Annotated in this window: 20 protein-coding genes; 5 read left to right on the forward strand and 15 right to left on the reverse strand. The window is 70.9% G+C overall.

Features of this window, described 5'->3' with window-relative positions; translation table 11 throughout:
* Nucleotides 1-15 precede the first annotated feature (15 nt).
* Entirely contained in the window at nucleotides 16-939 is a 924-nt protein-coding gene (locus ACFWYW_RS06225; protein ID WP_379618624.1) for a LysR substrate-binding domain-containing protein, read from the forward strand.
* Nucleotides 940-1,156: 217 nt separating this feature from the next.
* Here ACFWYW_RS06225 and nusB read toward each other — a convergent pair whose 3' ends face one another.
* The 3 genes from nusB to ACFWYW_RS06240 are packed head-to-tail and all read right to left on the reverse strand — an operon-like array spanning nucleotide 1,157 to nucleotide 3,193.
* Nucleotides 1,157-1,567 (reverse strand): transcription antitermination factor NusB, encoded by a 411-nt coding sequence (nusB, locus tag ACFWYW_RS06230; protein WP_184960681.1) that lies wholly within the window; start codon nucleotides 1,565-1,567, stop codon nucleotides 1,157-1,159.
* Nucleotide 1,568: 1 nt separating this feature from the next.
* Nucleotides 1,569-2,129: an elongation factor P gene (gene efp / locus ACFWYW_RS06235; protein WP_379618626.1), complete on the reverse strand. Its 561-nt coding sequence runs from the start codon at nucleotides 2,127-2,129 to the stop codon at nucleotides 1,569-1,571.
* 26 nt (nucleotides 2,130-2,155) lie between these two features.
* Nucleotides 2,156-3,193: a M24 family metallopeptidase gene (locus tag ACFWYW_RS06240; RefSeq protein ID WP_379618628.1), complete on the reverse strand. Its 1,038-nt coding sequence runs from the start codon at nucleotides 3,191-3,193 to the stop codon at nucleotides 2,156-2,158.
* A 92-nt stretch (nucleotides 3,194-3,285) separates the two neighbouring features.
* Here ACFWYW_RS06240 and ACFWYW_RS06245 point away from each other — a divergent pair, with 92 nt between their 5' ends.
* Nucleotides 3,286-5,073, forward strand: coding sequence for a glycoside hydrolase family 9 protein (locus tag ACFWYW_RS06245; RefSeq protein ID WP_379618630.1), 1,788 nt, complete (start codon nucleotides 3,286-3,288; stop codon nucleotides 5,071-5,073).
* On the opposite strand, the gene ACFWYW_RS06250 is transcribed toward ACFWYW_RS06245, so the two are convergent.
* From ACFWYW_RS06250 to rhaI, 3 genes are all read right to left on the reverse strand, one after another.
* Nucleotides 5,048-6,721: a serine/threonine-protein kinase gene (locus tag ACFWYW_RS06250; RefSeq protein WP_379618632.1), complete on the reverse strand. Its 1,674-nt coding sequence runs from the start codon at nucleotides 6,719-6,721 to the stop codon at nucleotides 5,048-5,050. The genes ACFWYW_RS06245 and ACFWYW_RS06250 overlap by 26 nt on opposite strands.
* Before the next feature lie 556 nt (nucleotides 6,722-7,277).
* Nucleotides 7,278-9,317: a bifunctional aldolase/short-chain dehydrogenase gene (locus ACFWYW_RS06255; protein WP_379618634.1), complete on the reverse strand. Its 2,040-nt coding sequence runs from the start codon at nucleotides 9,315-9,317 to the stop codon at nucleotides 7,278-7,280.
* Nucleotides 9,317-10,453 (reverse strand): L-rhamnose isomerase, encoded by a 1,137-nt coding sequence (rhaI, locus tag ACFWYW_RS06260; protein ID WP_379618636.1) that lies wholly within the window; start codon nucleotides 10,451-10,453, stop codon nucleotides 9,317-9,319. Before rhaI ends, ACFWYW_RS06255 begins: the two co-directional genes overlap by 1 nt.
* Before the next feature lie 106 nt (nucleotides 10,454-10,559).
* Here rhaI and ACFWYW_RS06265 point away from each other — a divergent pair, with 106 nt between their 5' ends.
* Nucleotides 10,560-11,534 carry a LacI family DNA-binding transcriptional regulator gene (locus ACFWYW_RS06265; RefSeq protein ID WP_379618638.1) on the forward strand — a complete coding sequence of 325 codons (975 nt, stop codon included), beginning with the start codon at nucleotides 10,560-10,562 and terminating at the stop codon, nucleotides 11,532-11,534.
* On the forward strand, nucleotides 11,531-12,940 hold the full coding sequence (locus ACFWYW_RS06270; protein WP_379618640.1) for a rhamnulokinase family protein: 1,410 nt from the start codon (nucleotides 11,531-11,533) through the stop codon (nucleotides 12,938-12,940). Before ACFWYW_RS06265 ends, ACFWYW_RS06270 begins: the two co-directional genes overlap by 4 nt.
* Nucleotides 12,941-13,004: 64 nt before the next feature.
* Here ACFWYW_RS06270 and ACFWYW_RS06275 read toward each other — a convergent pair whose 3' ends face one another.
* The 3 genes from ACFWYW_RS06275 to ACFWYW_RS06285 all read right to left on the reverse strand — a co-directional run bounded on the left by ACFWYW_RS06275 (nucleotide 13,005) and on the right by ACFWYW_RS06285 (nucleotide 16,078).
* Entirely contained in the window at nucleotides 13,005-14,300 is a 1,296-nt protein-coding gene (locus ACFWYW_RS06275) for a dicarboxylate/amino acid:cation symporter (protein WP_379618642.1), read from the reverse strand.
* A gap of 89 nt (nucleotides 14,301-14,389) precedes the next feature.
* The gene (locus tag ACFWYW_RS06280) at nucleotides 14,390-14,473 is read right to left on the reverse strand and encodes a putative leader peptide (protein WP_379618716.1); all 84 of its coding nucleotides are present in this window, start codon (nucleotides 14,471-14,473) and stop codon (nucleotides 14,390-14,392) included.
* A gap of 564 nt (nucleotides 14,474-15,037) precedes the next feature.
* Nucleotides 15,038-16,078, reverse strand: a complete 1,041-nt coding sequence (locus ACFWYW_RS06285) for an LLM class F420-dependent oxidoreductase (protein WP_379618644.1) — start codon at nucleotides 16,076-16,078, stop codon at nucleotides 15,038-15,040.
* 94 nt (nucleotides 16,079-16,172) lie between these two features.
* Here ACFWYW_RS06285 and ACFWYW_RS06290 point away from each other — a divergent pair, with 94 nt between their 5' ends.
* The gene (locus ACFWYW_RS06290; RefSeq protein ID WP_379618646.1) at nucleotides 16,173-17,063 is read left to right on the forward strand and encodes an endonuclease/exonuclease/phosphatase family protein; all 891 of its coding nucleotides are present in this window, start codon (nucleotides 16,173-16,175) and stop codon (nucleotides 17,061-17,063) included.
* Here ACFWYW_RS06290 and ACFWYW_RS06295 read toward each other — a convergent pair.
* From ACFWYW_RS06295 to ACFWYW_RS06320, 6 genes are all read right to left on the reverse strand, one after another.
* Nucleotides 17,060-17,626, reverse strand: coding sequence for an NTP transferase domain-containing protein (locus ACFWYW_RS06295; RefSeq protein WP_379618648.1), 567 nt, complete (start codon nucleotides 17,624-17,626; stop codon nucleotides 17,060-17,062). The genes ACFWYW_RS06290 and ACFWYW_RS06295 overlap by 4 nt on opposite strands.
* Complete coding sequence (locus ACFWYW_RS06300; protein ID WP_379618650.1) at nucleotides 17,613-18,722, reverse strand: XdhC family protein; 1,110 nt, start codon at nucleotides 18,720-18,722, stop codon at nucleotides 17,613-17,615. The genes ACFWYW_RS06295 and ACFWYW_RS06300 overlap by 14 nt, the downstream gene beginning before the upstream one ends.
* Nucleotides 18,715-19,788, reverse strand: a complete 1,074-nt coding sequence (locus tag ACFWYW_RS06305; protein ID WP_379618652.1) for a VWA domain-containing protein — start codon at nucleotides 19,786-19,788, stop codon at nucleotides 18,715-18,717. Before ACFWYW_RS06305 ends, ACFWYW_RS06300 begins: the two co-directional genes overlap by 8 nt.
* Entirely contained in the window at nucleotides 19,781-20,671 is an 891-nt protein-coding gene (locus ACFWYW_RS06310; protein ID WP_379618654.1) for an AAA family ATPase, read from the reverse strand. Before ACFWYW_RS06310 ends, ACFWYW_RS06305 begins: the two co-directional genes overlap by 8 nt.
* A 21-nt stretch (nucleotides 20,672-20,692) precedes the next feature.
* Nucleotides 20,693-21,430, reverse strand: coding sequence for a metallophosphoesterase (locus ACFWYW_RS06315; RefSeq protein WP_379618656.1), 738 nt, complete (start codon nucleotides 21,428-21,430; stop codon nucleotides 20,693-20,695).
* A gap of 69 nt (nucleotides 21,431-21,499) precedes the next feature.
* On the reverse strand, nucleotides 21,500-21,952 hold the full coding sequence (locus ACFWYW_RS06320) for a PH domain-containing protein (protein ID WP_379618658.1): 453 nt from the start codon (nucleotides 21,950-21,952) through the stop codon (nucleotides 21,500-21,502).
* Nucleotides 21,953-21,959 lie beyond the last annotated feature (7 nt).

Raw genomic sequence — 21,959 nt, forward strand, 5'->3', positions numbered from 1 at the left:
TATGCTGAAATGGTGATGACCCGCGCTCTGGACCTGCTCGGCGGCCGCCTCAAGCTCCGCCACCTCGTGCTGGTCACCGCCATCGCCGACCACGGCAGCGTGCTGCGCGCCGCAGAACACCTCCGCCTCGCCCAGCCCGCCGCCACACGCGGCCTGCGCGAGGTGGAGCAGATCCTCGGCGTCGAACTGTTCACCCGGGGGCCGCGCGGGGTCACGCCGACCGTGTTCGGCACCGCCTTCGTCGACCACGCCCGCGCCGTCCAGGCCGAGCTGCGCCGGGCCGGTGACCGCATCACGGGCCTGGCCAACGGCGAGACCGGCACCGTCACCGTCGGCACCCTGCTGGCCGCCACGAACGTCCTGCTGCCCCGCTCGATCGCCGCGCTCAAAGCGGAACGGCCCGGCATCACGGTCATCGTGCGCGAGGGCACGTTCGACTCGCTCGTCCCCCGGCTCATCGACGGCGACACCGACCTGGTCCTCGGCCGCCTCAACCCCATCGACGACCGGCACGGGCTGCGCCAGATCCCGCTCTACGACGAGCCCATCCTCCTGGTCGCCCGCTCCGGCCACCCCGCCTCGGCCGCCTCGACCCTGGCCGGGCTGCTCGGCTACCCGTGGATCCTGCCGCTGGAGCAGACGTCGCTGCGGCAGGAGCTGGAACAGGTCTTCAAGAACCAGGACCTGCCGTTGCCCGAGGACCGCGTGGAATGCACGTCGATCCTGACGATCCGGTCACTGCTGCTGCAGACCGACATGGTGGCCGCGCTGCCGGCGCTGCTGGTCCGGTCCGATCCGCAGCTCGTGTGCCTGCCGGTGCCGCTGGCCTCGGTGAAACGCTCCGTCGGCGTCACGCTGCCGGGGTCACGGGCGCTGACTCCGGCGGCGAAGGTCATGCTCGACCATCTACGCACCCAGTCGGCCACCCTTGAGCCCTGACGGCATCCAGATCACACACCTTTGAGGCTTTCTACCGGGTCAAGGGCGGAGTCGTCGCGGCGGGGACCCCGTGAGCCCTCACGAGCGGCGCTCGACGGGCGCGCGCCCATGGCGGCGGAGCGGGTGGGGTGGCGGGAGCCGCAACGGAAAAGAGGCGCGCCATGAAGATCACGGCGCGCCTTCCCGAGTGCGCCGTGATGATCACGGCGCGCCCCCACTACAGCGACAGACTCGGCTTGAGCTGCTTGAAACGGGCCAGGAGGCCGTTGATGAAGCTGGGCGACTCGTCGGTCGAGAGCTCGCCCGCCAGGTGCACCCACTCGCTGATGACCACGCCCTCGGGGACGTCGGGCATCCACAGCAGCTCGTAGGTGCCGCCGCGCAGCAGGTTGCGGTCGACGGCGGGCATGCGCTCCAGTGTCCAGCCCTCGGAGTAGGTGGTGATGAGCTCGTCGATGCGGGCCCGGTGACGGGCCACGCCCTCCACGATCGCCGAGGTGTACTCGTTGACCGGCGGCTCGCTCCGCTCCACCCGCTCGGCGAGGATCTTCAGCGGGTCTTCTTCCCTGGCCTCAGCCTCGAAGAGGATGTCGAGGGCGCGCCTGCGTGCTTTGCCGCGTGCCGACACCTCAGGCCCGGCCGAGGTATTCGCCGCTACGGGTGTCGACCTTGACCTTCTCGCCGGTGGTGATGAACAGCGGGACCTTGATCTCGGCGCCGGTCTCCAGCGTGGCGGGCTTGGTGCCGCCGGTGGAGCGGTCGCCCTGCAGGCCCGGCTCGGTGTTGGAGATCAGCAGCTCGACCGCGGCCGGAAGGTCGACGTAGAGCGCGGCGCCCTCGTTGAAGGCGATCGTGGCCATGGTGTTCTCGAGCATGTAGCTGGCCGCGTCGCCGACGGTCTTGGCGGGCACGTTGACCATGTCGTAGGTCTCGGTGTCCATGAAGACGAAGTCGTCGCCGTCCTTGTAGGAGTACTGCATCTCGCGCTTGTCGACGTTGGCCACGTCGACTTTCACCCCGGCGTTGAAGGTCTTGTCGACGACCTTGCCGGAGAGCACGTTCTTGAGTTTGGTGCGCACGAACGCGCCGCCCTTGCCCGGCTTGACGTGCTGGAACTCCACAACGGCCCACAGCTCACCGCCGTCGAGCTTCAGCACCATGCCGTTCTTGAGGTCGTTGGTCGTCGCCACTCGTTTTCTCCCGCGTGTTGCCGCTCTTAAAGGACGAGCAGCTCTTTGGTCGTCTTCGTGAGGAGTTCCGGCCCGCCCACACGCGTGACCAGCGTGTCCTCGATGCGGACCCCGCCTTGTCCCGGGAGGTAGACCCCCGGCTCGACGGTGATGGGAACTCGATCCTCTAGTCTACCGGTCCTGGCGGGGCCCAGGAACGGCTCCTCGTGGATCTCCAGGCCGACGCCGTGTCCGAGGCCGTGCCGGAAGTGCTCGGCGTGGCCCGCTCCGGCGATCACGCCGCGCGCGGCGGAGTCGACCTCCTTGGCCGTGACGCCGGGCGCGAGGGCCTCACGACCGGCCTTCTGCGCGGCGGCGACGAGGTCGTAGATCTCGCGCTGCCAGGCGGCGGGCTCGCCCAGGCTGACGGTGCGCGTCATGTCGGCGTGGTAGCCGCGGTAGTTGGCGCCGAAGTCGAGGGTGACCAGGTCGCCCTTGCGCAGCTCACGGTCGGTGGGAGTGTGATGGGGTACGGCCCCGTTCGCGCCCGCGGCGACGATGGACTCGAAGGCGACCTTGTCGGCGCCGAGTTCGATCATCCGGTGCTCAAGGACGCGGGCTATCTGGCGTTCGGTGGCGCCGGGTCGGATTTTTTCGGAAATATCGCTGAATGCCTGGTCGGAGATGGCGCAGGCCGTACGCAGGAGCTCGATCTCTTCTTCGTCCTTGACCGTACGCAGGAGCTCCACCAGCGGCTCCAGCGGGACCAGGCCCTCCCCCAGCCGCCGGAACGTCGCGACCGTCATGTGCGCGGCCTCGATCCCCGTGCCCGGCGCGGCCAGGGCGCCCGCGGTGTCCGGCGCCTCGACGACCTCGACGCCCAGGTCGCGGGTCATCTCGATGTAGCGGGAGTCGGTCGCGAGCGTGGCGCTGCCGTCCTCGCGCACCAGGACCGCGGCGTTGGAGCTGTCGAGCCCGGTCAGGTACCTCACGTTGATCAGGGAGGAGACGAGCACCGCGGGGACCGCGCGCTCGGGCAGCAGCGCGGCCAGGGCGGCTCGGCGCCGCGCGTGAGTGTCGGTCATTTCGTCAATGTACGCGTCTTGACCTTCCTCACGCTCCGCGGCTACCGTGCGCAGCAAGGTTAGTAAGGTTTCCTAACCTTCAAGGAGCGTGCATGAAGCTGGCAGCGGCGTTGACCGCGTTATCCGTCCTGATCGCAGGGAGCCCAGCGATGGCCGAGAGCGCGTCGTTCATCAGGGTCGACCAGGTGGGCTTCGCGCCGGAGGAGGCCAAAGAGGCCTACCTCATGGCGGACCGTCCACTCCCCTTCACCGTCGTCGATCGCCGGGGGCGGGTGGTCCTGCGCGGTACGGCGGGCCGCGACCTCGGCAAGTGGAACGACACCTACCGTCATGTCTACCGCCTGGACCTGTCCAGGCTCCGTACCCCCGGCAGCTACCGGGTCAAGGCGGGCGGGCAGACCTCCGCCGAGTTCGCCGTGGCCCCCTCGATCGCCCTGTCGCTGCCCGCGGCCAAGATCGTGACGTTCTTCGGCGGCCAGCGCGACCGCTGGCACAAGGGCGACAAGGCCGCCTCGGTCTATGACTGGCCCGAGTTCACCGGCCCGGACACCGACCAGATCAAGGGCGACCTGACCAAGGTCGGCGGCCCGGTGGACGTGTCGGGCGGATGGTTCGACGCGGGCGACTACCTGAAGTTCACCCACATCCTCGCCTACGTCGACACGCTCCTGTGGGCGGCCAAGCGCGACGGCGCCATCGACCCGCGCCTGCGCGGCGAGGCCGACCACGGCCTGAAGTTCCTCGACAAGATGTGGGACGAGACGTCGAAGACCCTCTACATCCAGGTCGGCATCGGGGCCGGCAACGCCGAGGGCACCTTCGCCGGCGACCACGACATCTGGCGCATGCCCGAGGAGGACGACCACTCCACCGAGAAGTACATCCGCGACCGGCCCGTCTTCCGCGCCGCCGCGCCCGGCGAGCCGATCAGTCCCAACCTGGCCGGCCGTACCGCCGCCGCCTTCGCCCTGGCCGCGCAGGTGGAGCCCGACCGCGGGCGCGCCCGTGAGCTGCTGGAGAAGGGCGCCTCCGTCTACGCCATGGCCAAGACCGAGAACGTCGGCCGGCTCGTCACCTCGCTCCCCCACGCCTTCTACCCGGAGAGCGTCTGGCGCGACGACATGGAGCTGGGCGGCGCCGAACTGGCCCTGGCCGCCCAGCGCCTGCGCGACCCGCGGGCCGGCGAATGGCTGCGACAGGCGGCCCACTGGGCCGGCGAGTACCTGAAGCACGACGCCGGCGGCGACACCTTCAACCTGTACGACGTCAGCGCGCTCGGCCACGCCGACCTGGTCAAGGCCATCCGCCAGGCTCGTGGCGGCACACTGCCGGTGACCGAGCGGCAGCTCGTCGGCGACCTCAGGGCGCAACTGGAGATCGGCGCCGCACGGGCCGCCCAGGACCCGTTCCAGGCCGGTGCGCGTTATGACCAGTTCGACTCGGTGCCGCACGCGTTCGGGCTGGCGGCCACCTCGCGCCTCTACCGGTCGGTGAGCGGCGACCGCTCCTACGACTCCTTCGGCACCCGCCAGCGCGGCTGGGCCTTCGGAGCCAACGCGTGGGGCGTGTCGTTCGTCTCCGGGGTCGGCGACGACGCGATCACCTGCCCGCACTATCAGATGTCCAACCTCACCGGCAGGCCGCCGACCGGCGCCGTGGTCAACGGCCCGAACAGCGCTTCGCTGTTCGACGACGGGCTGGGGGGCCACATGGACCGCATGAGCCCCTGCCCCGCCGACGGAGTCGACCGCTACGCCCCGTTCACCGGGCGCGGCAGCCGCTTCGTCGACGACGTCCGGTCGTGGCAGGCGTCAGAACCCGCCGACGACTTCGCCGCGGTGGCGCTGTACGCGCTCACGCTGATGTCGCGGGGCGGTTGAGGCCCCAGTCGGCGAGGAAGTTCGCGAGGGGGCCGGTGGCGGCCATGTCGCCGTCGCCGGCCGCTTCGCGCAGGTCGGCCGCCGCCTCCAGCGCGTGGCGGCGGGCCTGGTCCTCGCGGCCCTTCCTGATCCGGTCCATCGCTCTGGCGATCTTCTTGCGGGCGTCGGCGGCGACCCCGCCGTCGATGCCGTTCAGCTGCTGCTGGAGCCGCACCGCCTCGTCGAAGCGGCCCAGCCAGTTCTGCCACCCGCCCGGCGGGGTCTGCCGCAGTCCGGTGGTGTCGCGAGGCTGGGGGGTGAGGGTGTCCAGGGGGTTCGCCGGGCCCAGCGTGTCGACCAGGCCTGTGGGTTCCGGGGTCGGCTCTTCCGGGGTGAAGGTCGGTTCTGGCTCTTCCGTGGTGGCCGTCGGTGTCGGGTCTGGCTGTTGCGGGGTGAAGGTCGCGCTGGGTACGGGGGTCGCGGCGGGCTGGTCGCGGCCGGACAGGACGATGAAGCCGATCGTGACCAGAGCGATGACGGCCAGGGCCGCGACCATCTGGATGATCAGGCGGCGGTTCTGGTTGGGCGGGTCCGGGATGGGGCCTTCGAAGATCTGGGTGTGGCCGTCCTTGAAGGGCGGCTGACCACCTGGGGCCGTGTGCAACCCGGTTTGCGGGCCTGGTTGTGGGCTGTACTGGCCCGTCTGCGGACCACCCAGACCCGAGGCGCCGTAGCCCGCTTGCGGGCCCCCGTGACCTGGCGCGCCGTGGCCCGCTTGTGAGCCGCCGTGGCCTGTCTGCGGGCCCGGTCCGGCGTAGGCGGATGGCTGGCCGTCGGTGTTTCCGCTGAAGGGAGTCTGGGCGTCCGGGAGGTTGGGGAGGGGGCCGGTGCGCTGGGTGGCGCCGGGGCGGGCGATGCCGGCCAGGCGGCGCCGTACCGTGTCACCGCCCGCAGGACGTGCGGCGGGATCCTTGGCCAGCAACGCCAGCAACAACTGCTCCAGCTCGGCCGGAACGGCGGGACGGTGGCGCGTCGGCGGCTCGGGCTCGGCGGTGCGGATGCGCTCGGCCAGTTCCTCCCCCTCGCCCTCGAACGGCGGCCGCCCGCACAACATCTCGTAACAGACCGCAGCCAGCGCATACAGATCGGCGGCAGGCCCGCCCGGCCCGTCAAGCTGCTCAGGCGCGCGGTACGGCGTCACCGGCCCCGGATCCGCCCCCTGAATCCCGAACCCGACCACCTTGAGCACCCCGCTGCCCGCCCGGCGGAAGGAGTCCGGGTCGATCTGCCCGTGCACCACCCCCGCCCGATGCGCCGCGTCAAGCCCGCCAGCCGCCTGTCCGAACAGGTCGCACGCCTCGACGATTCCCAGCGGCCCGTGCGCGACGCGCTCATCGCCGAGGCTCGCCCCCGTCAAAAACTCCATCACCAGGTACGGCACGCCGTTATGGCCACCGATGTCCAGAACCATGGCCACATGAGGATGCACGACCTTGGCCACGGTCTGGGCATGTTTGTGCGCCAGCTCGCTGGAGCCCGCGGTGAGCATCTTGACCGCCACGGTCCAGTCGGCGTTCTCGTCGTGCGCCCGCCACACCTCACCGGCCTGCCCTCGGCCGATGAGCTCGTCCAGCCGGTAGCGGCCCGCGACCAGCGTCTCCTCGGACATATCCCCGCCAATGCACTCAAGGTTGGCAATTTGCCCCCAACCTTAGGGGCTCACCCGCCCTCAAGCCCCCGGACTCCACCACCTGGCCCCAGGCCCACGAAGATCACCCACCCACGCAAACCGCCGCACCCACACCCACGCCACGGCCTTCTCCTCCCCACACCGCTCAGCCCGCCACGTCTCCACCACGCGAGTCATCGTGCCCCCGCCCACGCACACCACCGCATCCCCCGCCCAGGCGAGCCGCCGCATCCCCCGCCCACGCATATCGCCACGCCCCACCGCCGGCTGTCCGCCAGACCTCCGCGTCAGGCTGCCGCCGGGCAAGGGCCCGGACGCGGGCCACCCGAGCCGAAGCCGGGCGTGCCTGTCCGCGTGTCCCGCCAAGCCGATGCGGAATGCCGAGCGGGCGGGGCCGACGGGTGGGGCCGACGGGTGGGCGAGGGTGGGCGGAGCGGGTTGAGCAGGCGAAGGGGCGGGTGGGGCGGGCGGGCAGGGCGGGGCGGGCAGGGCGGGTGGTGGGTGGTGGGTGGTGGGTGGTGGGTGGTGGGTGGGGCTAGCGGAGGAAGGCGGCGGGGACGCCTGCGTCGACCGGGATGTGCAGGCCCGTCGTGAGGTCCAGGTCGCCGGCGGTCAGGGCGAACACCGCGGCCGCCACGTGCTCCGGCAGGACCTCGCGCTTCAGCAACGTGCGCTGGGCGTAGAACTCGCCGAGCCGCTCCTCCGGCACCCCGTAGACGGCCGCGCGGTTGGCGCCCCACCCGGAGGCGAAGATGCCGGAGCCACGGACGACGCCGTCCGGGTTGACGCCATTGACGCGGATGCCGTGTTCGCCCAGTTCCGCGGCGAGCAGGCGGACCTGGTGGGCCTGGTCGGCCTTGGCGGCGCCGTACGCGACGTTGTTGGGGCCGGCGAAGATCGAATTCTTGGAGGAGATGTAGATGACGTCTCCCCCCATGCCCTGATTTATCAGGACTCGTGCGGCTTCGCGGGAGACCAGGAACGAGCCCTTCGCCATGACGTCGTGCTGGATGTCCCAGTCGTCCGCCGTGGTCTCCAGCAGGGGGCGCGAGAGGGACAGTCCCGCGTTGTTGACGACCAGGTCGAGGCCGCCGAAGGCCAGCACGGCCCGCCGTACCATGTCCTGGACCTGCGCTTCGTCGGTCACGTCCGCGCGGACCGCGACCGCCGCGTCCGCCGTGCCGATCCGCGCGGCCACCTTCTCGGCGGCGGCGAGGTCGCGGTCGGCGACCACCACGAGCGCCCCCTCGGCGGCCAGGCGGCGCGCGGTCGCCGCGCCGATGCCCGAACCGCCGCCGGTGACCAGCGCGATCCGGGTGGCCAGCGGTTTGGGCGGCGGCAGGCGGCGGAGCTTGGCCTCCTCCAGGTCCCAGTACTCGATGCGGAACTTCTCGCTCTCCTCGATCGGCGCATAGGCGGACAACGCCTCGGCGCCGCGCATGACGTTGATCGCGTTGAGGTAGAACTCGCCGGCGACGCGCGCGGTCTGCTTGTCCTTGCCGAAGGAGAACATGCCGACGCCGGGTACCAACACGATCGCGGGGTCGGCGCCGCGCATCGGGGGTGATTCCGGTACGGCATTGCGGGCGTAATACGCGGCGTAATCGGCGCGGTAGGCGGCGTGGAGATGCCTGATCCGTTCCTCTTCGGGGTCCGGGGGCAGGACGAGCGGGGCGATCTTGGTGCGCAGGAAGTGGTCGGGGCAGGAGGTGCCGAGCGTGGCCAGGCGGGGGTGTTCGGCGCGGGCGAGGAAGTCGAGGACCTCGGGGGTGGCGGTGTAGTGGCCGACCATGGGCGCGTCGGTCGAGGCCAGGCCGCGCAGCAGGGGGAAGAGCCGGGCCGCCTCGGCCAGCCGTACCTCTTCGCCGGGGGTCTCGTGGACGATCGGGCCGAAGGGGTCGGGGCGGCCGTGGGCGGTGATGTACTGCTCGGCGGTGCGGATGATCTCCAGCGAGTTGGCGCGGCACTCCTCCGAGGTGGCGCCCCAGGCGGTGATGCCGTGGCCGCCGAGGATGACGCCGATGGCCCGCGGGTTCGCGGCCTGGATGGCGGCGATGTCCAGGCCGAGCTGGAAGCCGGGACGGCGCCAGGGCACCCACACCACGCGGCCGGCGAAGATCCGCTCGGTCAGGGCGGGGCCGTCCTGGGCGGTGGCGATCGCGATGCCGGCGTCGGGGTGCAGGTGGTCGACGTGCGCCGCCTCGACCAGGGCGTGCATCGCGGTGTCGATGGACGGCGCGGCGCCGCCCTTGCCGTGCAGGCAGTAGTCGAACGCCGCCACCATCTCGTCTTCGCGTTCAACGCCCGGGTAGATCGTTTTAAGCGCGCGTACGCGGTCGAGCCGCAGGACGGCCAGGCCGCTCTCCTTCAGCGTGCCCAGGTCGCCGCCGGAGCCCTTGACCCACATCAGATCGACGTCCTGGCCGGTGACGGGGTCGTGGCCGGCGGCCTTGACGGAGGCGTTGCCGCCCGCGTAGTTGGTGTTGCGGGGGTCGCCGCCCAGGGCGTGGGCGCGGTCGAGCAGTTCCCTGACCTGCGCGGGCGTGTCGTGGCGCGTGCTGCTCGTGCTAGCCATCAGGCTCCCCAACCTGCCTGGGCGCCGCCGACGCGGGTGGCGCTGATTTCCTGGAAATATCCGGACTTGGCGTAGGCGGCCATGGGGTCCGGGTCGAGGCCCGCCTCCTGGCGGAGATCGGCCAGCAGGGGGCGTACGTCGGTGTTGTAGGCGTCCATGAGGACGGCGTTGGCGCCGAGGACGTCGCCCGCGGCCTGCGCGGATTTGAGGGCGTTTTTGTCGACGAGGAGGGCCTTCGCGGTGGCCTCCTGGACATTCATCACGGAGCGGATCTGGCCGGGGATCTTGGGCTCGAGGTTGTGGCACTGGTCGAGCATGAACGCGATCCCGGGCTCCTCCGCCACCTCGTACATGATCCGGAACAGCTGGAACGGGTCGGCCGCCCCCACCATCAGGTCGTCGTCGGCGTAGAAGCGCGAGTTGAAGTCGAAGCCGCCGAGCTTGCCCTCCCTGAGCAGGAAGGCCACGATGAACTCGATGTTGGTGCTCGGCGCGTGGTGGCCGGTGTCCACGACGACCTGCGCCTTCGGGCCCAGCCTGAGGCAGTGGGCGTAGGCGGTGCCCCAGTCGGGCACGTCGGTCGTGTAGAAGGCGGGCTCGAACAGCTTGTACTCCAGCAGGAACCGCTGCCCCTCCCCCAGCCGTGCGTAAACCGATTCAAGAGCCTCGGCCAGGCGGTCCTGGCGGGCGCGGATGTCGTCCTGGCCCGGGTAGTTGGTGCCGTCGGAGAACCAGAGCTTGAGCGTGTCCGACCCGGTGGCGTCCATGATGTCGACGCATTCCAGCAGGTGGTCCAGGGCCTTGCGGCGGACGCGCGGGTCGGGGTTGGTGACGCTGCCCAGCTTGTAGTCGTTGTCCTGGAAGACGTTGGCGTTGATCGCCCCGATGCTCAGTCCGAGGCCCTCCGCGTGGCGGCGCAGGCCAGCGTAGTCGTCCACCTTGTCCCAGGGGATGTGCAGGGCGACGCTCGGGGCGATCCCGGTGAAGCGGTGCACCTGGGCGGCGTCGGCCAGCTTCTCGAAGGGGTCGCGGGGGACGCCGGGCTGGGCGAAGACCTTGAAGCGGGTGCCCGAGTTCCCGTACGCCCACGAGGGGGTCTCGATCCGTTGCTCCCTGAGCCGCGCTCTGATGTCCATGAGGGCAATCCTTTGAATCGTTTTAACAACGTGTGCGACGCTAGACAGCGATCTCGCTCCCGTCAATTGCCGTTTCTCGGTTGTTACGTTTTAATCAGGTCCTGTGGTGAACATCAAGGAGGTCGCCGAACTGGCCGGAGTCAGCCCCGGCACGGTCTCGAACGTCCTGAACCGCCCGGAGAAGGTCTCCCCCACGACCCGCCGGCGGGTGGAGGCGGCCATCGAGGACCTCGGCTTCGTCCGGCACGCCTCGGCCTCGACGCTGCGCGCGGGCTACAGCCGGACCATCGGCCTGTCGGTGATCGACATCGGCAACCCGTTCTTCACCGACGTGGCCGCCGGAGTGGAGGAGACCGCCAGTGCCCTGGGGTACGCGGTCATCCTGGGCAACTCGGCGGGCTCGCGTACCAAAGAGGAACGCAACCTGCGCGTCCTGGCCGAGCAGCGGGTCCGCGGCGTGCTCATCACCCCGTCCGACGAGGACCCCGCGCGCCTGGACCGCCTGCGCGCCCACAACATCAACGTCGTCCTCGTCGACCACCCGCCCCACCGCGCCGACCAGTGCTCGGTGGCGGTGAACGACGTGGTCGGCGGCAAGCTGGCCGTGGAGCATCTCCTGGCCGGGGGCGCCACCTCCGTCGCCTACGTCAGCGGCCCCCTGACCATCCGCCAGTGCCAGGATCGTTTCGAGGGCGCCTCCCGGACGTTCCCCGGCACCCTGCGCCTGATCCAGATGCCCGCCATGACCGCCCGCGCCGGAGAGAGAGCCGCCCAGTTGCTGCTGGACTCCGGCATCCCGGACGCCGTCTTCTGCGCCAACGACCTGCTGGCACTGGGCGTCCTGCGCGGCCTCACGCAACTCGGCGTCCGCATCCCGGACGACGTGGCCCTGATGGGCTACGACGACATCGACTTCGCGTCGGCCTCGGCCGTCTCCCTGACCTCCATCCGCCAGCCGACCTACCAGTTGGGCAAGGTCGCCACGGAACTGCTGCTCGACGAGTGCGACCGCCCCGGCGCCCACGCCCACCAGCAGATCGTCTTCCAGCCCGAACTGGTCGTGAGGGAGTCCACCCGATGACCCGCTTCGCCGCCATCGACCTCGGCGCGTCCAGCGGCCGCGTCATCGTCAGCGACGAGTCCCTGACGTTGACCGAGGTCCACCGCTTCCCCAACGGCGCCACCCTGCGCGAGGGCGCCCTGCGCTGGGACATCCACCGCATTTTCCACGAGATCCTGTACGGCCTGGCCAAAGCGGGACCGGTCGACTCGATCGGCATCGACTCGTGGGGCGTCGACTACGGTCTCCTGGGCCACGACGGCACCTTGCTCCGGGACCCGGTGAGCTACCGCGACAGCCGTACCGAAAAAGTGGTGTCCCCCACCATCGACCGCCTGGGCGCCGGAGCTCTCTACGCGGCCACCGGCATCCAGCCCCACCCCATCAACACCGTCTTCCAGCTACTGGCCGACGACCTGACCGGCGCCGCGACCATGCTCCTGATCCCCGACCTGATCGCGTACTGGCTGACCGGCGAGATCGGCGCGGAGGTCACCAACGCCTCGACCACCGGCCTCCTGGACATCCATTCCCGGACCTGGTCGGACGACCTGGCGGGCAAAGCGGGCATCCCCACCCACCTCTTCCCGCCGATCCGCCACCCCGGCGCCCCCATCGGCGTCATGACCCCTGCCCACGCGCCCGCGTCGTGCTGCCGGGACGCCTTCCCGGCCTGGTCGGCCCCGGTCGTGACGGTGGCCTCCCACGACACGGCCTCCGCCGTGATCGCCGTCCCGGCCACCACGGACGCCTTCGCCTACATCTCCTGCGGTACGTGGTCGCTGGTGGGCGTGGAGCTTTCTTCTCCGGTGCTGTCAGAGGCCAGCCGTACCGGAAATTTCACGAACGAGACCGGCCTGGACGGCACCACCCGCTACCTCCGCAACGTCATGGGCCTGTGGCTCCTCCAGGAATGCCTGACCACCTGGGGCACGCCCGACCTCCCCACCTTGCTGCGGTCAGCCGAGGAAGCCGAACCTTTCCGCTCCCTGATCGACGCCGCCGACCCCGCCTTTCTGGCCCCAGGCGACATGCCCGCCCGCATAGCCGAAGCCTGCCGAGCAGCCGGCCAGCCAGTCCCGAGAACGCGCGCCGAGACAGTCCGCTGCATCCTGGAAAGCCTGGCCCTGGCCCACAGAAACGCGGTGGCCGACGCGACAACCTTGTCCGGTCACCCGGTGGAGGTCATCCATTTGCTGGGCGGCGGCTCCCGCAACCGCCTCCTGTGCCGGCTCACCGCCGAAGCCTGCGGCCTCCCCGTGGTGGCCGGCCCCGTAGAGGCCACCGCCCTGGGCAACATCCTCGTCCAGGCCCGAACAGCCGGAATGGTCGGCAGCCTCAACGAAATCCGCACGCTGGCGCGTGACCTTCACAGCGAACCGCATTCCGCCGCAAAGACTTCTGCCGCTCCGCCGGGGCACACCTAAGTCTTTCAGCACGCGAAAGGGCGAGAGGCCGGAAGCCTCTCGCCCTTTCGTCGTGATTGTGCGGTTATGCCAGCGCCGGTTCCCGGGCGGGGGACTTGGCGGCGGGGGCGTCGTTGTCGAGGGGCTGGGGCGGGGCGTTGAAGACGGCCTCGTCGAGGCGGCCCTCCGAGCGGGCGACCAGGACGGGGACCACTGCCTGGCCCGCGACGTTGGTGGCGGTGCGGATCATGTCCAGGATGGGGTCGATGGCGAGGAGGAGGCCGACGCCTTCCAAGGGCAGGCCCAGGGTGCTCAGGGTCAGGGTGAGCATGACGATGGCGCCGGTCAGGCCGGCCGTCGCTGCCGAGCCCACGACCGAGACGAACGCGATCAGCAGGTAGTCGCCCACGCCCAGCGGGACGTTGAAGACCTGGGCCACGAAGATGGCGGCCAGCGCGGGGTAGACCGAGGCGCAGCCGTCCATCTTGGTGGTGGCGCCGAACGGCACGGCGAAGGAGGCGTAGTCGCGGTCGACGCCGTTGCGCTCCACCGTCACGCGCTGGGTCAGGGGCAGGGTGCCGACGGAGGAGCGGGAGACGAAGGCGAGCTCGATGGCGGGCCAGGCGTTGCGGTAGAACTTCAGCGGGTTGACCTTGCCGAAGACGGCCAGCAGCGTCGGGTAGATCGCCAGCAGGACGATGAAGCAGCCGATGTAGACGCCGGCCGAGAACTTGGCCAGCGGCGCCAGCAGGTCCCAGCCGTAGGTGGCCACGGCCTTGCCGATCAGGCCCGCGGTGCCGATGGGGGCCAGGCGGATGACCCACCACAGGGCCTTCTGGACGAGTTCGAGGACCGAGCGGCTCAGGTTCAGGAACGGCTCGGCCTTGTCGCCGATCGCCAGGGCCGCGGCGCCGAGGACGACACCGAGGAAGACGATCTGGAGGACGTTGAGCTCGGTGAAGGCGGTGACGATGTTCGTGGGGATGATGCCGGTCACGAAGTCGAGCCAGGTCCCGGCGCCCTCGGTGTCGACGGGCTTGGCGGTGCTGGTGTCGAGGGTGACGCCCTGGCCGGGGTTGATGATGAGACCGAGGCCGATGGCGAAGGCGACCGAGATGAAGGCGGTCGCCAGGAACCAGAACAGGGTCTTCGAGGCCAGCCTGGCGGCGCCGTTGACGTTGCGGAGGTTGGCGACGCTGACCAGCACCGCGGTGAACACCAGCGGCGGGACGGCCAGCTTCAGCAGCTGGACGAAGATCTTGCCGACTTGGGTCAGGGTCTCTGCCAGCCAGGAGACGTCCCAAATCTTGGCGACGAATCCGAGGGCTATGCCGGCCACGAGGCCGGCGAGCAGTTGCAGGGAAAAGCTGAATCTCTTCACGAGAGGAAGGCTCCGGAGATGACGGCATGCCAAAGGCGCACCGGAAAGGAGAAAAGGGGTGAGTGGCGATCTAGCGCGTCATGGCGCGATCAGCGACAGCTCGTCCCCGTCACGCGGCACAGGTCGATGTGCAGCCGCTCAACGAGCCACACGATGACTACCGAAAACCTCACGAACCGTCACAACACCACTCTTATCTCTGGCTATTCCCGTCGTCCTGTGTGATCTAGATCACTATCCTTTACGGCTTCGCCCCCGAACCACCGCCCACCGCCCCCAGCGCGCCGCCGCAGCCGATGCTCCCCACCGCACTCCGGCGGGGCGCCGCGACAGCCATCCGCCGGCCGGCCGCCGTGGCCCACGCCGGGCACCGCACCGGGTGCGCCGAGCCCCGCCGTACCCCTTCCGCCCGCGCGGCGCACAAACCCCCGGCAACCCCCTCAGACCCGGACAACCCACGACCAAGACAGCCCCAGCCTCCGGAACCCAACCCGTGACCCGGGGCCGGGTGGCCGAGGGCCGGGTGGCCAAGGGCCGGCGAGCCAGGGGGCAGCGGGCCAGGGGCCGAAGCCGGGGTCGAGGCTGGGCCGGGGGGTGGACCGGTGGCGGAGGGAGGGAGAGGCCGGTGGTGGAGAGAACGGAAGCGGCAGGTCCGGAGCAGGCCGGACCCCGGGCGGACGGGCGACCGGGGTGGAGGCGGGCGGGGCCAGGGTGCCGGGGTGGCAGGGTGCCGGGAGTTAGGCGGTCAGTTCTTTCATCTTTTCCACGAGGCGCAGACGCTCCTCGTGGGTGTTGGCGAGGGGTGTCACGTTCAGCGTCGTCACACCCGACTCACGCAGAGCCTGGATCCGGTCCCGGACGAAGCCCTCCGATCCGATCAGCGACATCTTCTCCAGCAACTCCTGCGGCACCAAAGCCGCCGCCTCCTGCTTCTTCCCCTCCAGGTACAGGTCCTGGATCTGCTCGGCCTCCTTCTCGTAGCCGTAGCGCCGGGCGAGCTCGTTGTAGAAGTTGCGCCCCTTGGCGCCCATCCCGCCGATGTACAGGGCCGCCATGCCACGCCCCAGCTCCAGCAACCCCTGCACGTCGTCGCCGATCGCCAGGGCGGCCTGCGCGATCGTGTCCAAGGAGCCGAGGGCCGGGTCGCGGCGGGCGGCTCCGGCGGCCAGTGACGGGCCCCAGACCTCGGCCGCCTTCTCCGGTACGTAGAAGATCGGCTCCCAGCCTTCGGCGACCTCGGCGGTCAGCTCGACGTTCTTGGGGCCGATGGCGGCGACCACGATCGGGATGCGCGGCCGTACCGGATGATTGATGATCTTGAGGGCTTTGCCGAGTCCGGTGCCCTGCTCGGGAGGGAGCGGGAGGGTGTAGTGGTTGCCGGAGTAGGTGAGCTTCTCGCGGCGCCACACCTGGCGGCAGATGTCGATGACCTCGCGGGTACGGCCCAGCGGCGCCGTATAGGGCACGCCGTGGAAGCCCTCGATCACCTGCGGGCCCGAGGCGCCGAGGCCCAGGGTGAAGCGGCCGTCGGAGACGTAGTCGAGCCCGGCGGCGGTCATCGCGAGCAGGGTCGGGGTGCGGGAGTAGATCGGCAGGATGCCGGAGGCGATCTCGAGGCGGTCGGTCTTGGCGGCGATGTAGCCCATCTGGCTGACCGCGTCGAAGCTGTAGGCCTCGGCCACGAAGACGATGTCGAGCCCGGCCCGCTCGTAGTCGGCCAGTTCGGCGACCGTCTCCTTGAAGCCGCCTGAATAGTTGAGCGCCATACCGATCCGCATGCCGGACTCCCTCGAACCGAGTAGTAACCGAACTATATTCGGCACCAGGTTAGCCTGTCCGCATCCCGAGCCCGCACCGGCTAGCCTGGGACGGGTGCTGAGTCGGGTCGTCATCGTCGTGTCCGCCCTGGTCGCCGTGGCCTTGGCGGGTCATCAGCTCTTTCCGGCCATGGGTGGATTCACACCCATCTGGGAGAGCATGCTGCCCTGGGTGGGGCTCACGGTGCCCATGCTTCTGCTCGGCGCGGCGCTGTCGCGCTCGAAGGGCGCCGCGGTCGCGGCCGTGGTGCCCGGCCTGGTGTGGGCGCTGATGTTCGGCTCGACCATGCTGCAGTCGCCGCCCGGCGGCGCCAGCGACCTCAAGGTGGCCACGGTCAACGTCGGCGTCACCAACAGCGCCTCAGGCGAGGCCATGCGCAAGATCGCCGAAGGGCTCGACCTGGTCGCGGCCCAGGAACTCACCCCGGGCGGACCGGCCGCCAAGCAGCTCGACCGGATGTTCCCGCACAAGTACCCCGTCGGCACGGTCGGGCTGTGGAGCCGCTATCCGCTGAGCAAGCAGCAGAAGCTCGACGTCGGCATGGGCTGGCCCAGGGCGCTGCGGGCGGTGGCCGACACGCCGAAGGGCAAGGTCACCGTGTACGTGATGCACCTGGCCTCGGCCCGCCCCGGGCACACCGCCTTCCGCGACAAGTCGCTGGCCCACGCGCGCTCGCTGGTCGACAAGGACTCCAGCAAGCGCATCCTGCTCATGGGCGACCTCAACACCGCCACCACCGACCGCGGCATGTCCGGGCTGACGCCGCCGCTGCGGGACGCGCAGCGCGAGGCGGGCGACGGGTTCGGGTTCACCTGGCCGTCGTCGTTCCCGATCACCCGGCCCGACCACATCCTGTACAAGGGCATGACCGCGACCAAGGCGGGCGTGGCCCCGGCCGTCGGCAGCGACCACCGCGCCGCACTCGCATCTCTACGAATGAGCTAGAGGCCTTTCAGAAGCTCCAGGTCCTCGGGCGTGTCGATGTCGGCCGGGCTGCCCAGCCCGTCGCACGGCACGTCGGTGATCAGTTCCGGATACGCCTTCAGGAACGGCCTGGCCCCCACGTCCCCCACGGCCAGCCCGGCCACCTCGGCGAAGTGGTCCCGGGCGAACAGCACCGGGTTGCGCCGGGCGCCGCCGTACGTGGCGACGGCCACCTCGCCCCCGCTGGCGATCAGCGCCGCCACGGCGGCGGGCGACACGAACGGCTGGTCCACCAGCGCCACCACGACGGCGGCGGCGTCCGGCGGCAGCGCGGCCAACCCGACGCGCAGCGAGGAGCCCATCCCGGTGCGCCAGTCGGGGTTGCGCACGACGACGGCGCCGCGCACGGGCACGGTCGCCGCCCCGAGCACCACGACGACGGGATGGCAGCCGCCGGTCTCCAGCAGCCGCACCCCGCGATCGACCAGCCGCTCGCCCTCGTACTCCACGAGCGCCTTGGGCGTGCCCAGCCGCGCTCCGCGCCCGGCCGCGAGCAGCAGCCCCGCCACGCTAGATCGCTTCATCCCGCTTTTCTGCCCATCCGTGAATGCGTCCACGCGTCTCGCGCAGCGGCCGTCCGGAACCGCCCCACCGCAGCTGGATGAGCTCGGCGGCGATGGACACCGCCGTCTCCTCGGGGGTGCGGGCGCCCAGGTCGAGGCCGATGGGCGAGCGCAGCCGTCCCAGCTCGGCGTCGGTGAGCCCGGCCTCGCGCAGCCGTTCCAGCCGGTCCGCGTGGGTACGGCGCGAGCCCATCGCGCCCACGTAACCGGCGTCGGTGCGCAGGGCCAGCTCCAGCAGCGGCACGTCGAACTTGGGGTCGTGGGTGAGCACGGCGATGACCGTGCGCTCGTCCACCTTCTGCGTGGCCAGGTAGTCGTGCGGCCACTTGACCACGACCTCGTCGGCCTCGGGGAAGCGCTTGGGGGTGGCGAAGACCGGGCGGGCGTCGCAGACGGTGACGTGGTAGCCGAGGAACTTGCCGACCCGGGCGACGGCGGCGGCGAAGTCGATGGCGCCGAAGACCAGCATGCGCGGCGGCGGCGCGAAGGAGTGCACGAACACCGCCAGGTCGTCCAGGCGGCGCTCGCCGTGGCCGCCGTAGTGGCGGATTCCCGTGAGGCCCTGGGCGAGCATGCCGCGGGCGTCGTCGTCGACGGCCTGGTCGAGGCGGTCGAGGCCGAGGGTGCCCGCGGTGCGCTCGGGCCAGATCACCCTTCTCGCGCCCATCCGGCCGGGGCCGCCGACGATGGTGGCGACGGCCACGGGTTCGTGGGCGCGGACCGAGGCGTAGATGTCGCCGAGCTCGGGGAAGGTCTCGATGGAGACCGGCTCGACGAGGATGTCGATGATGCCGCCGCAGGTGAGCCCGACCGCGAAGGCGTCGTCGTCGCTCACGCCGTACCGCCGCAGGACGGGGACCTCGGTCTCGGCGGCCAGCTCGAACACCGCGCCCTCGACGCAGCCGCCGGAGACGCTGCCGACGACCTCGTCCCCGCGCACGGCCATCGAGGCGCCGGGCGGCCGGGGCGCGCTGCTGAACGTGCTCACCACGGTCGCCAGCCCGAACCTCAGCCCGGAGCGCCACCACCGCATGATCTCCGGGAGCACCTCACGCATGGCCGAGCCTTTCGCTGAGCGCCTCGAACGCGGCCAGGCTGTGCCCGGCCACGAGGTCGTCGATGTACGGCAACGCCGCCCGCATCCCACCGGTGAGCGGCTCGTAACCCTCATACCCCTTGTGCGGGTTCACCCAGATCACCCGGTACGCCTGCCGGGCGAGCCTGGCCATCTGGGCGCCGAGCAGCGCCGGGTCGCCGCGTTCCCAGCCGTCCGAGGCGAGGACCACGATCGCGCCGCGCGCGTCATGATTTTTCAGGAAACTCCGGAGCTCCTCCCCCAGCCGGGTGCCCCCGCTCCAGTCCGGTATCACCCGCGACGCCGCGTTCAGCGCGGTGCCCGGATCACGGTGGCGCAACTCGGCGGTGACGTGCGTCAGCCGCGTCCCGATCGAGAACACCCTGGTCGCCCTGGGTTCGCTGCGCACCAGCGCGTGCGCGTACCGCAGCAGCGTCTCCGCGTACGGCGACATCGACCCGCTCACGTCGACCAGCAGCACCACCTCGCGCGGGCGCGTGGCGTGCGTCTTCCTGCGCAGCCGCGCCACCTCGCCCTTGCGCAACGCCTCGCGGATCGTCCGCCGCGGGTCGAGGACGCCGCGGTGGGCGGGCTGGTGGCGCCGCGAGCGCCGGCGGGCCCGCCGCTCGCGCAGCATCGCCAGCATCCGGTGCACTTCGCCGCGTTCCGCCTCGGTCATCCTGGCCACGTCGCGGTGGCGCAGGATCTCGGTGCGGCTGGCCGTGCCGGGCGCCGCGTCCGCGTCCTCCTGCTCGCCGTCCTCACGTGCCTCGCCCGCCGCCACGTGCCGCGTGACGACCTTGTCCGCGGTACGGCCGGCCGCCCGCAGACCGCCGAAGTAGGCGGCGAAGCAGCGGTCGTACCGGGGCAGGTCGTCCGGCGCCGCGCACAGCGTCAGCCGCCCGGCCCAGTACACGCGCGCCGGGTCGCCGACGTCGAGGTGGTCCAGCGCCAGCAGCAGGTTGCGGGTGCGCTCGTGGTCGGCCGCGACCCCCGCCGCCCGCAGCGTCCTGGCGAACCCGGTCATGGTCGCGGCCAGCTCATCCATGGCGCAGCAGCCCGTTCGCGAGCACCGCCTCGACGTCCTCCCGGTACTTCAGCGCCGCGCCCAGCGTGGCCGCCGCCAGCCCCGGGTCGAGCTCGCGCGCGCCGAGCGTCAGCAGCGCCTCGGTCCAGTCGAGGGTCTCGGCCACGCCGGGCGGCTTGATCAGCTCGGCCGCCCGCAGCCGCTCCGCCGCCCCCGCCACCTGTACGGCCAGCGTCTGCGTGCACGAGGGCAGTCTGCGCAGCAGGATCGCCACCTCACGGTCGAACCCCGGGTGCTCCAGCCAGTGGTACAGGCAGCGCCGCTTCAGCGCGTCGTGCACCTCCCGCGTCCGGTTGGAGGTGACGACCACGACCGGCGGCGTGGCCGCCTTGATCGTGCCCAGCTCGGGAATGGAGATCGTGAAGTCGGACAGCACCTCCAGCAGGAACGCCTCGAACTCGTCGTCGGCCCGGTCGATCTCGTCCACCAGCAGCACGCTGGGCTGCGTCTCGACCGCCTTCAGCAGGGGCCGGGCGATGAGGAAGCGCCGGTCGTAGATCTCGCTCTCCAGCCGGGCCACGTCGGTGACCCCGGCCGCCTCGGCGGCCTTGAGGTGGAGGAGCTGGCGGGGGAAGTCCCAGTCGTAGAGGGCCTGGGCGGCGTCGAGGCCCTCGTAGCACTGCAGCCTGATGAGCGGCGCCTTGAGCAGATCGGCCAGGGTCTTGGCCAGCTCGGTCTTGCCGACCCCCGCCTCCCCTTCCAGGAACAGCGGCCGGCCCATCCGCAGCGCCAGGAACGCCGCCGTCGCCAGTCCTTCGTCGGCCAGGTAGGAGTACCGGTCGAGCAGCTCGATCAGCTTTTCCGGTGACTCGATGTCCGCCGCTCTGATGGTCCGCCTCAGCACCCCTTCAGGCTACGCCGACATTCAGAGGATCGTTCGGTAGTGCGTCGTCACGCGGCCCTCGTCGAGCACGTGGAAGGCCAGGGACGGCGGCTGGTCGAGGTCCACCACGCCTTTGGGCAGCTCCCAGGGGAGCCGGAGCGTCGAGACGACACCGGGCGCCACGAGCAGGGGCCGGCCCGCGAACGTGGTGGCCGCCGGGGTGTGGGCGTGCCCGGCCAGCAGGGCGGCCACGTGGGGGTGGCGCTCCAGGAGGTCGGCCAGGCGCCGCTCGCCGTACTGCCTGATGCCGTCGACGAACGGCACGTGCAGCAGCGCGGGAGGGTGGTGAAAGGCGACCAGCGCCGTCCGCTCCCCCGCCCCGGCCAGGACCTGGTCCAGCCACAGGAGCGTCTCGTCCTCCAGCAGCCCCTCGTCCTTGCCCGGCACCGAGGAGTCGCACGCGGCCACGACGAAGCCGGAGCCGTGGTGCACCTGGTTGACCGGGCCTGGGGCGGCCTCGCCGCCGAGCAGGTGCGCGCAGAAGGCGGCGCGGTCGTCGTGGTTGCCGGGGCAGACCAGCACGGGGTGCCGGGAGTCCAGCAGCTCACGGGCCCGCGCGTACTCCTCCGGCAGGCCGTGGTCGGCGATGTCACCGGTGACCAGGACGAGGTCGAGGTCGTACGGGAGGTCGTTCAGGTAGTCCATGACGGCGCGGGTGCGGTCGGAGCTGCGCGGATCGGCGTCGAGGTGAATGTCGCTGAGATGCGCGATCACGTTCATGTCCGTGCAGCGTAGCCCCGGGGTGGTCACCGGCAAAGGTCCACCTCACCCCCGAACCGCCAGGCCACTTCAGTCTTCGCCGGCCTCGCCCCGGGTGCGGATGAGGGCCTTGAGCTCGGCCGTGGCCTGTTTGGCGCGGGCCTTCTCCGAGCCCTGGATGCCCATGGCGCCGACGGTGCGGCCGTCGGAGAAGTCGATCTTGGGCCAGGGGTCGCCGACCATCAGCGTGATGTCCAGGACCTCGGGCCAGGTGTAGCGGTGGGTGCGCAGGGCGTTGACGAGGGTGATGCCCTCGTCGTCGGCATCCACACGGACGCGGCCCAGCAGATGCAGGATGTACGCCACCGCGCAGCCGAACAGCACGATGGCGATCCGGTCGGCCAGCTGGAACGGCTCGGCGATGAACAGGGCCATCAGCACGGCGCCGATGAGGATGACCACGGCGAAGCCGTACGGGACGATTCTGCCGCGGCGCGGCCGGAAGGTCACGGGCAGCGGCGGCGGGCTGACTGGCTCGGGCACGCAGGAA

It is taken from the genome of Nonomuraea sp. NPDC059023, assembly GCF_042740095.1.
Classification (GTDB): Bacteria; Actinomycetota; Actinomycetes; order Streptosporangiales; family Streptosporangiaceae; genus Nonomuraea.

Coding starts and splice junctions, on each gene's coding strand:
- ACFWYW_RS06225 (WP_379618624.1), top strand. CDS start 16: ATGACCCGCGCTCTGGACCTGCTCGGCGGCCGCCTCAAGCTCCGCCAC.
- ACFWYW_RS06240 (WP_379618628.1), bottom strand. CDS start 3,193: ATGACCGACACTCACGCGCGGCGCCGAGCCGCCCTGGCCGCGCTGCTG.
- ACFWYW_RS06245 (WP_379618630.1), top strand. CDS start 3,286: ATGAAGCTGGCAGCGGCGTTGACCGCGTTATCCGTCCTGATCGCAGGG.
- ACFWYW_RS06250 (WP_379618632.1), bottom strand. CDS start 6,721: ATGTCCGAGGAGACGCTGGTCGCGGGCCGCTACCGGCTGGACGAGCTC.
- ACFWYW_RS06255 (WP_379618634.1), bottom strand. CDS start 9,317: ATGGCTAGCACGAGCAGCACGCGCCACGACACGCCCGCGCAGGTCAGG.
- rhaI (WP_379618636.1), bottom strand. CDS start 10,453: ATGGACATCAGAGCGCGGCTCAGGGAGCAACGGATCGAGACCCCCTCG.
- ACFWYW_RS06270 (WP_379618640.1), top strand. CDS start 11,531: ATGACCCGCTTCGCCGCCATCGACCTCGGCGCGTCCAGCGGCCGCGTC.
- ACFWYW_RS06285 (WP_379618644.1), bottom strand. CDS start 16,078: ATGCGGATCGGTATGGCGCTCAACTATTCAGGCGGCTTCAAGGAGACG.
- ACFWYW_RS06295 (WP_379618648.1), bottom strand. CDS start 17,626: ATGAAGCGATCTAGCGTGGCGGGGCTGCTGCTCGCGGCCGGGCGCGGA.
- ACFWYW_RS06300 (WP_379618650.1), bottom strand. CDS start 18,722: ATGCGTGAGGTGCTCCCGGAGATCATGCGGTGGTGGCGCTCCGGGCTG.
- ACFWYW_RS06305 (WP_379618652.1), bottom strand. CDS start 19,788: ATGGATGAGCTGGCCGCGACCATGACCGGGTTCGCCAGGACGCTGCGG.
- ACFWYW_RS06315 (WP_379618656.1), bottom strand. CDS start 21,430: ATGAACGTGATCGCGCATCTCAGCGACATTCACCTCGACGCCGATCCG.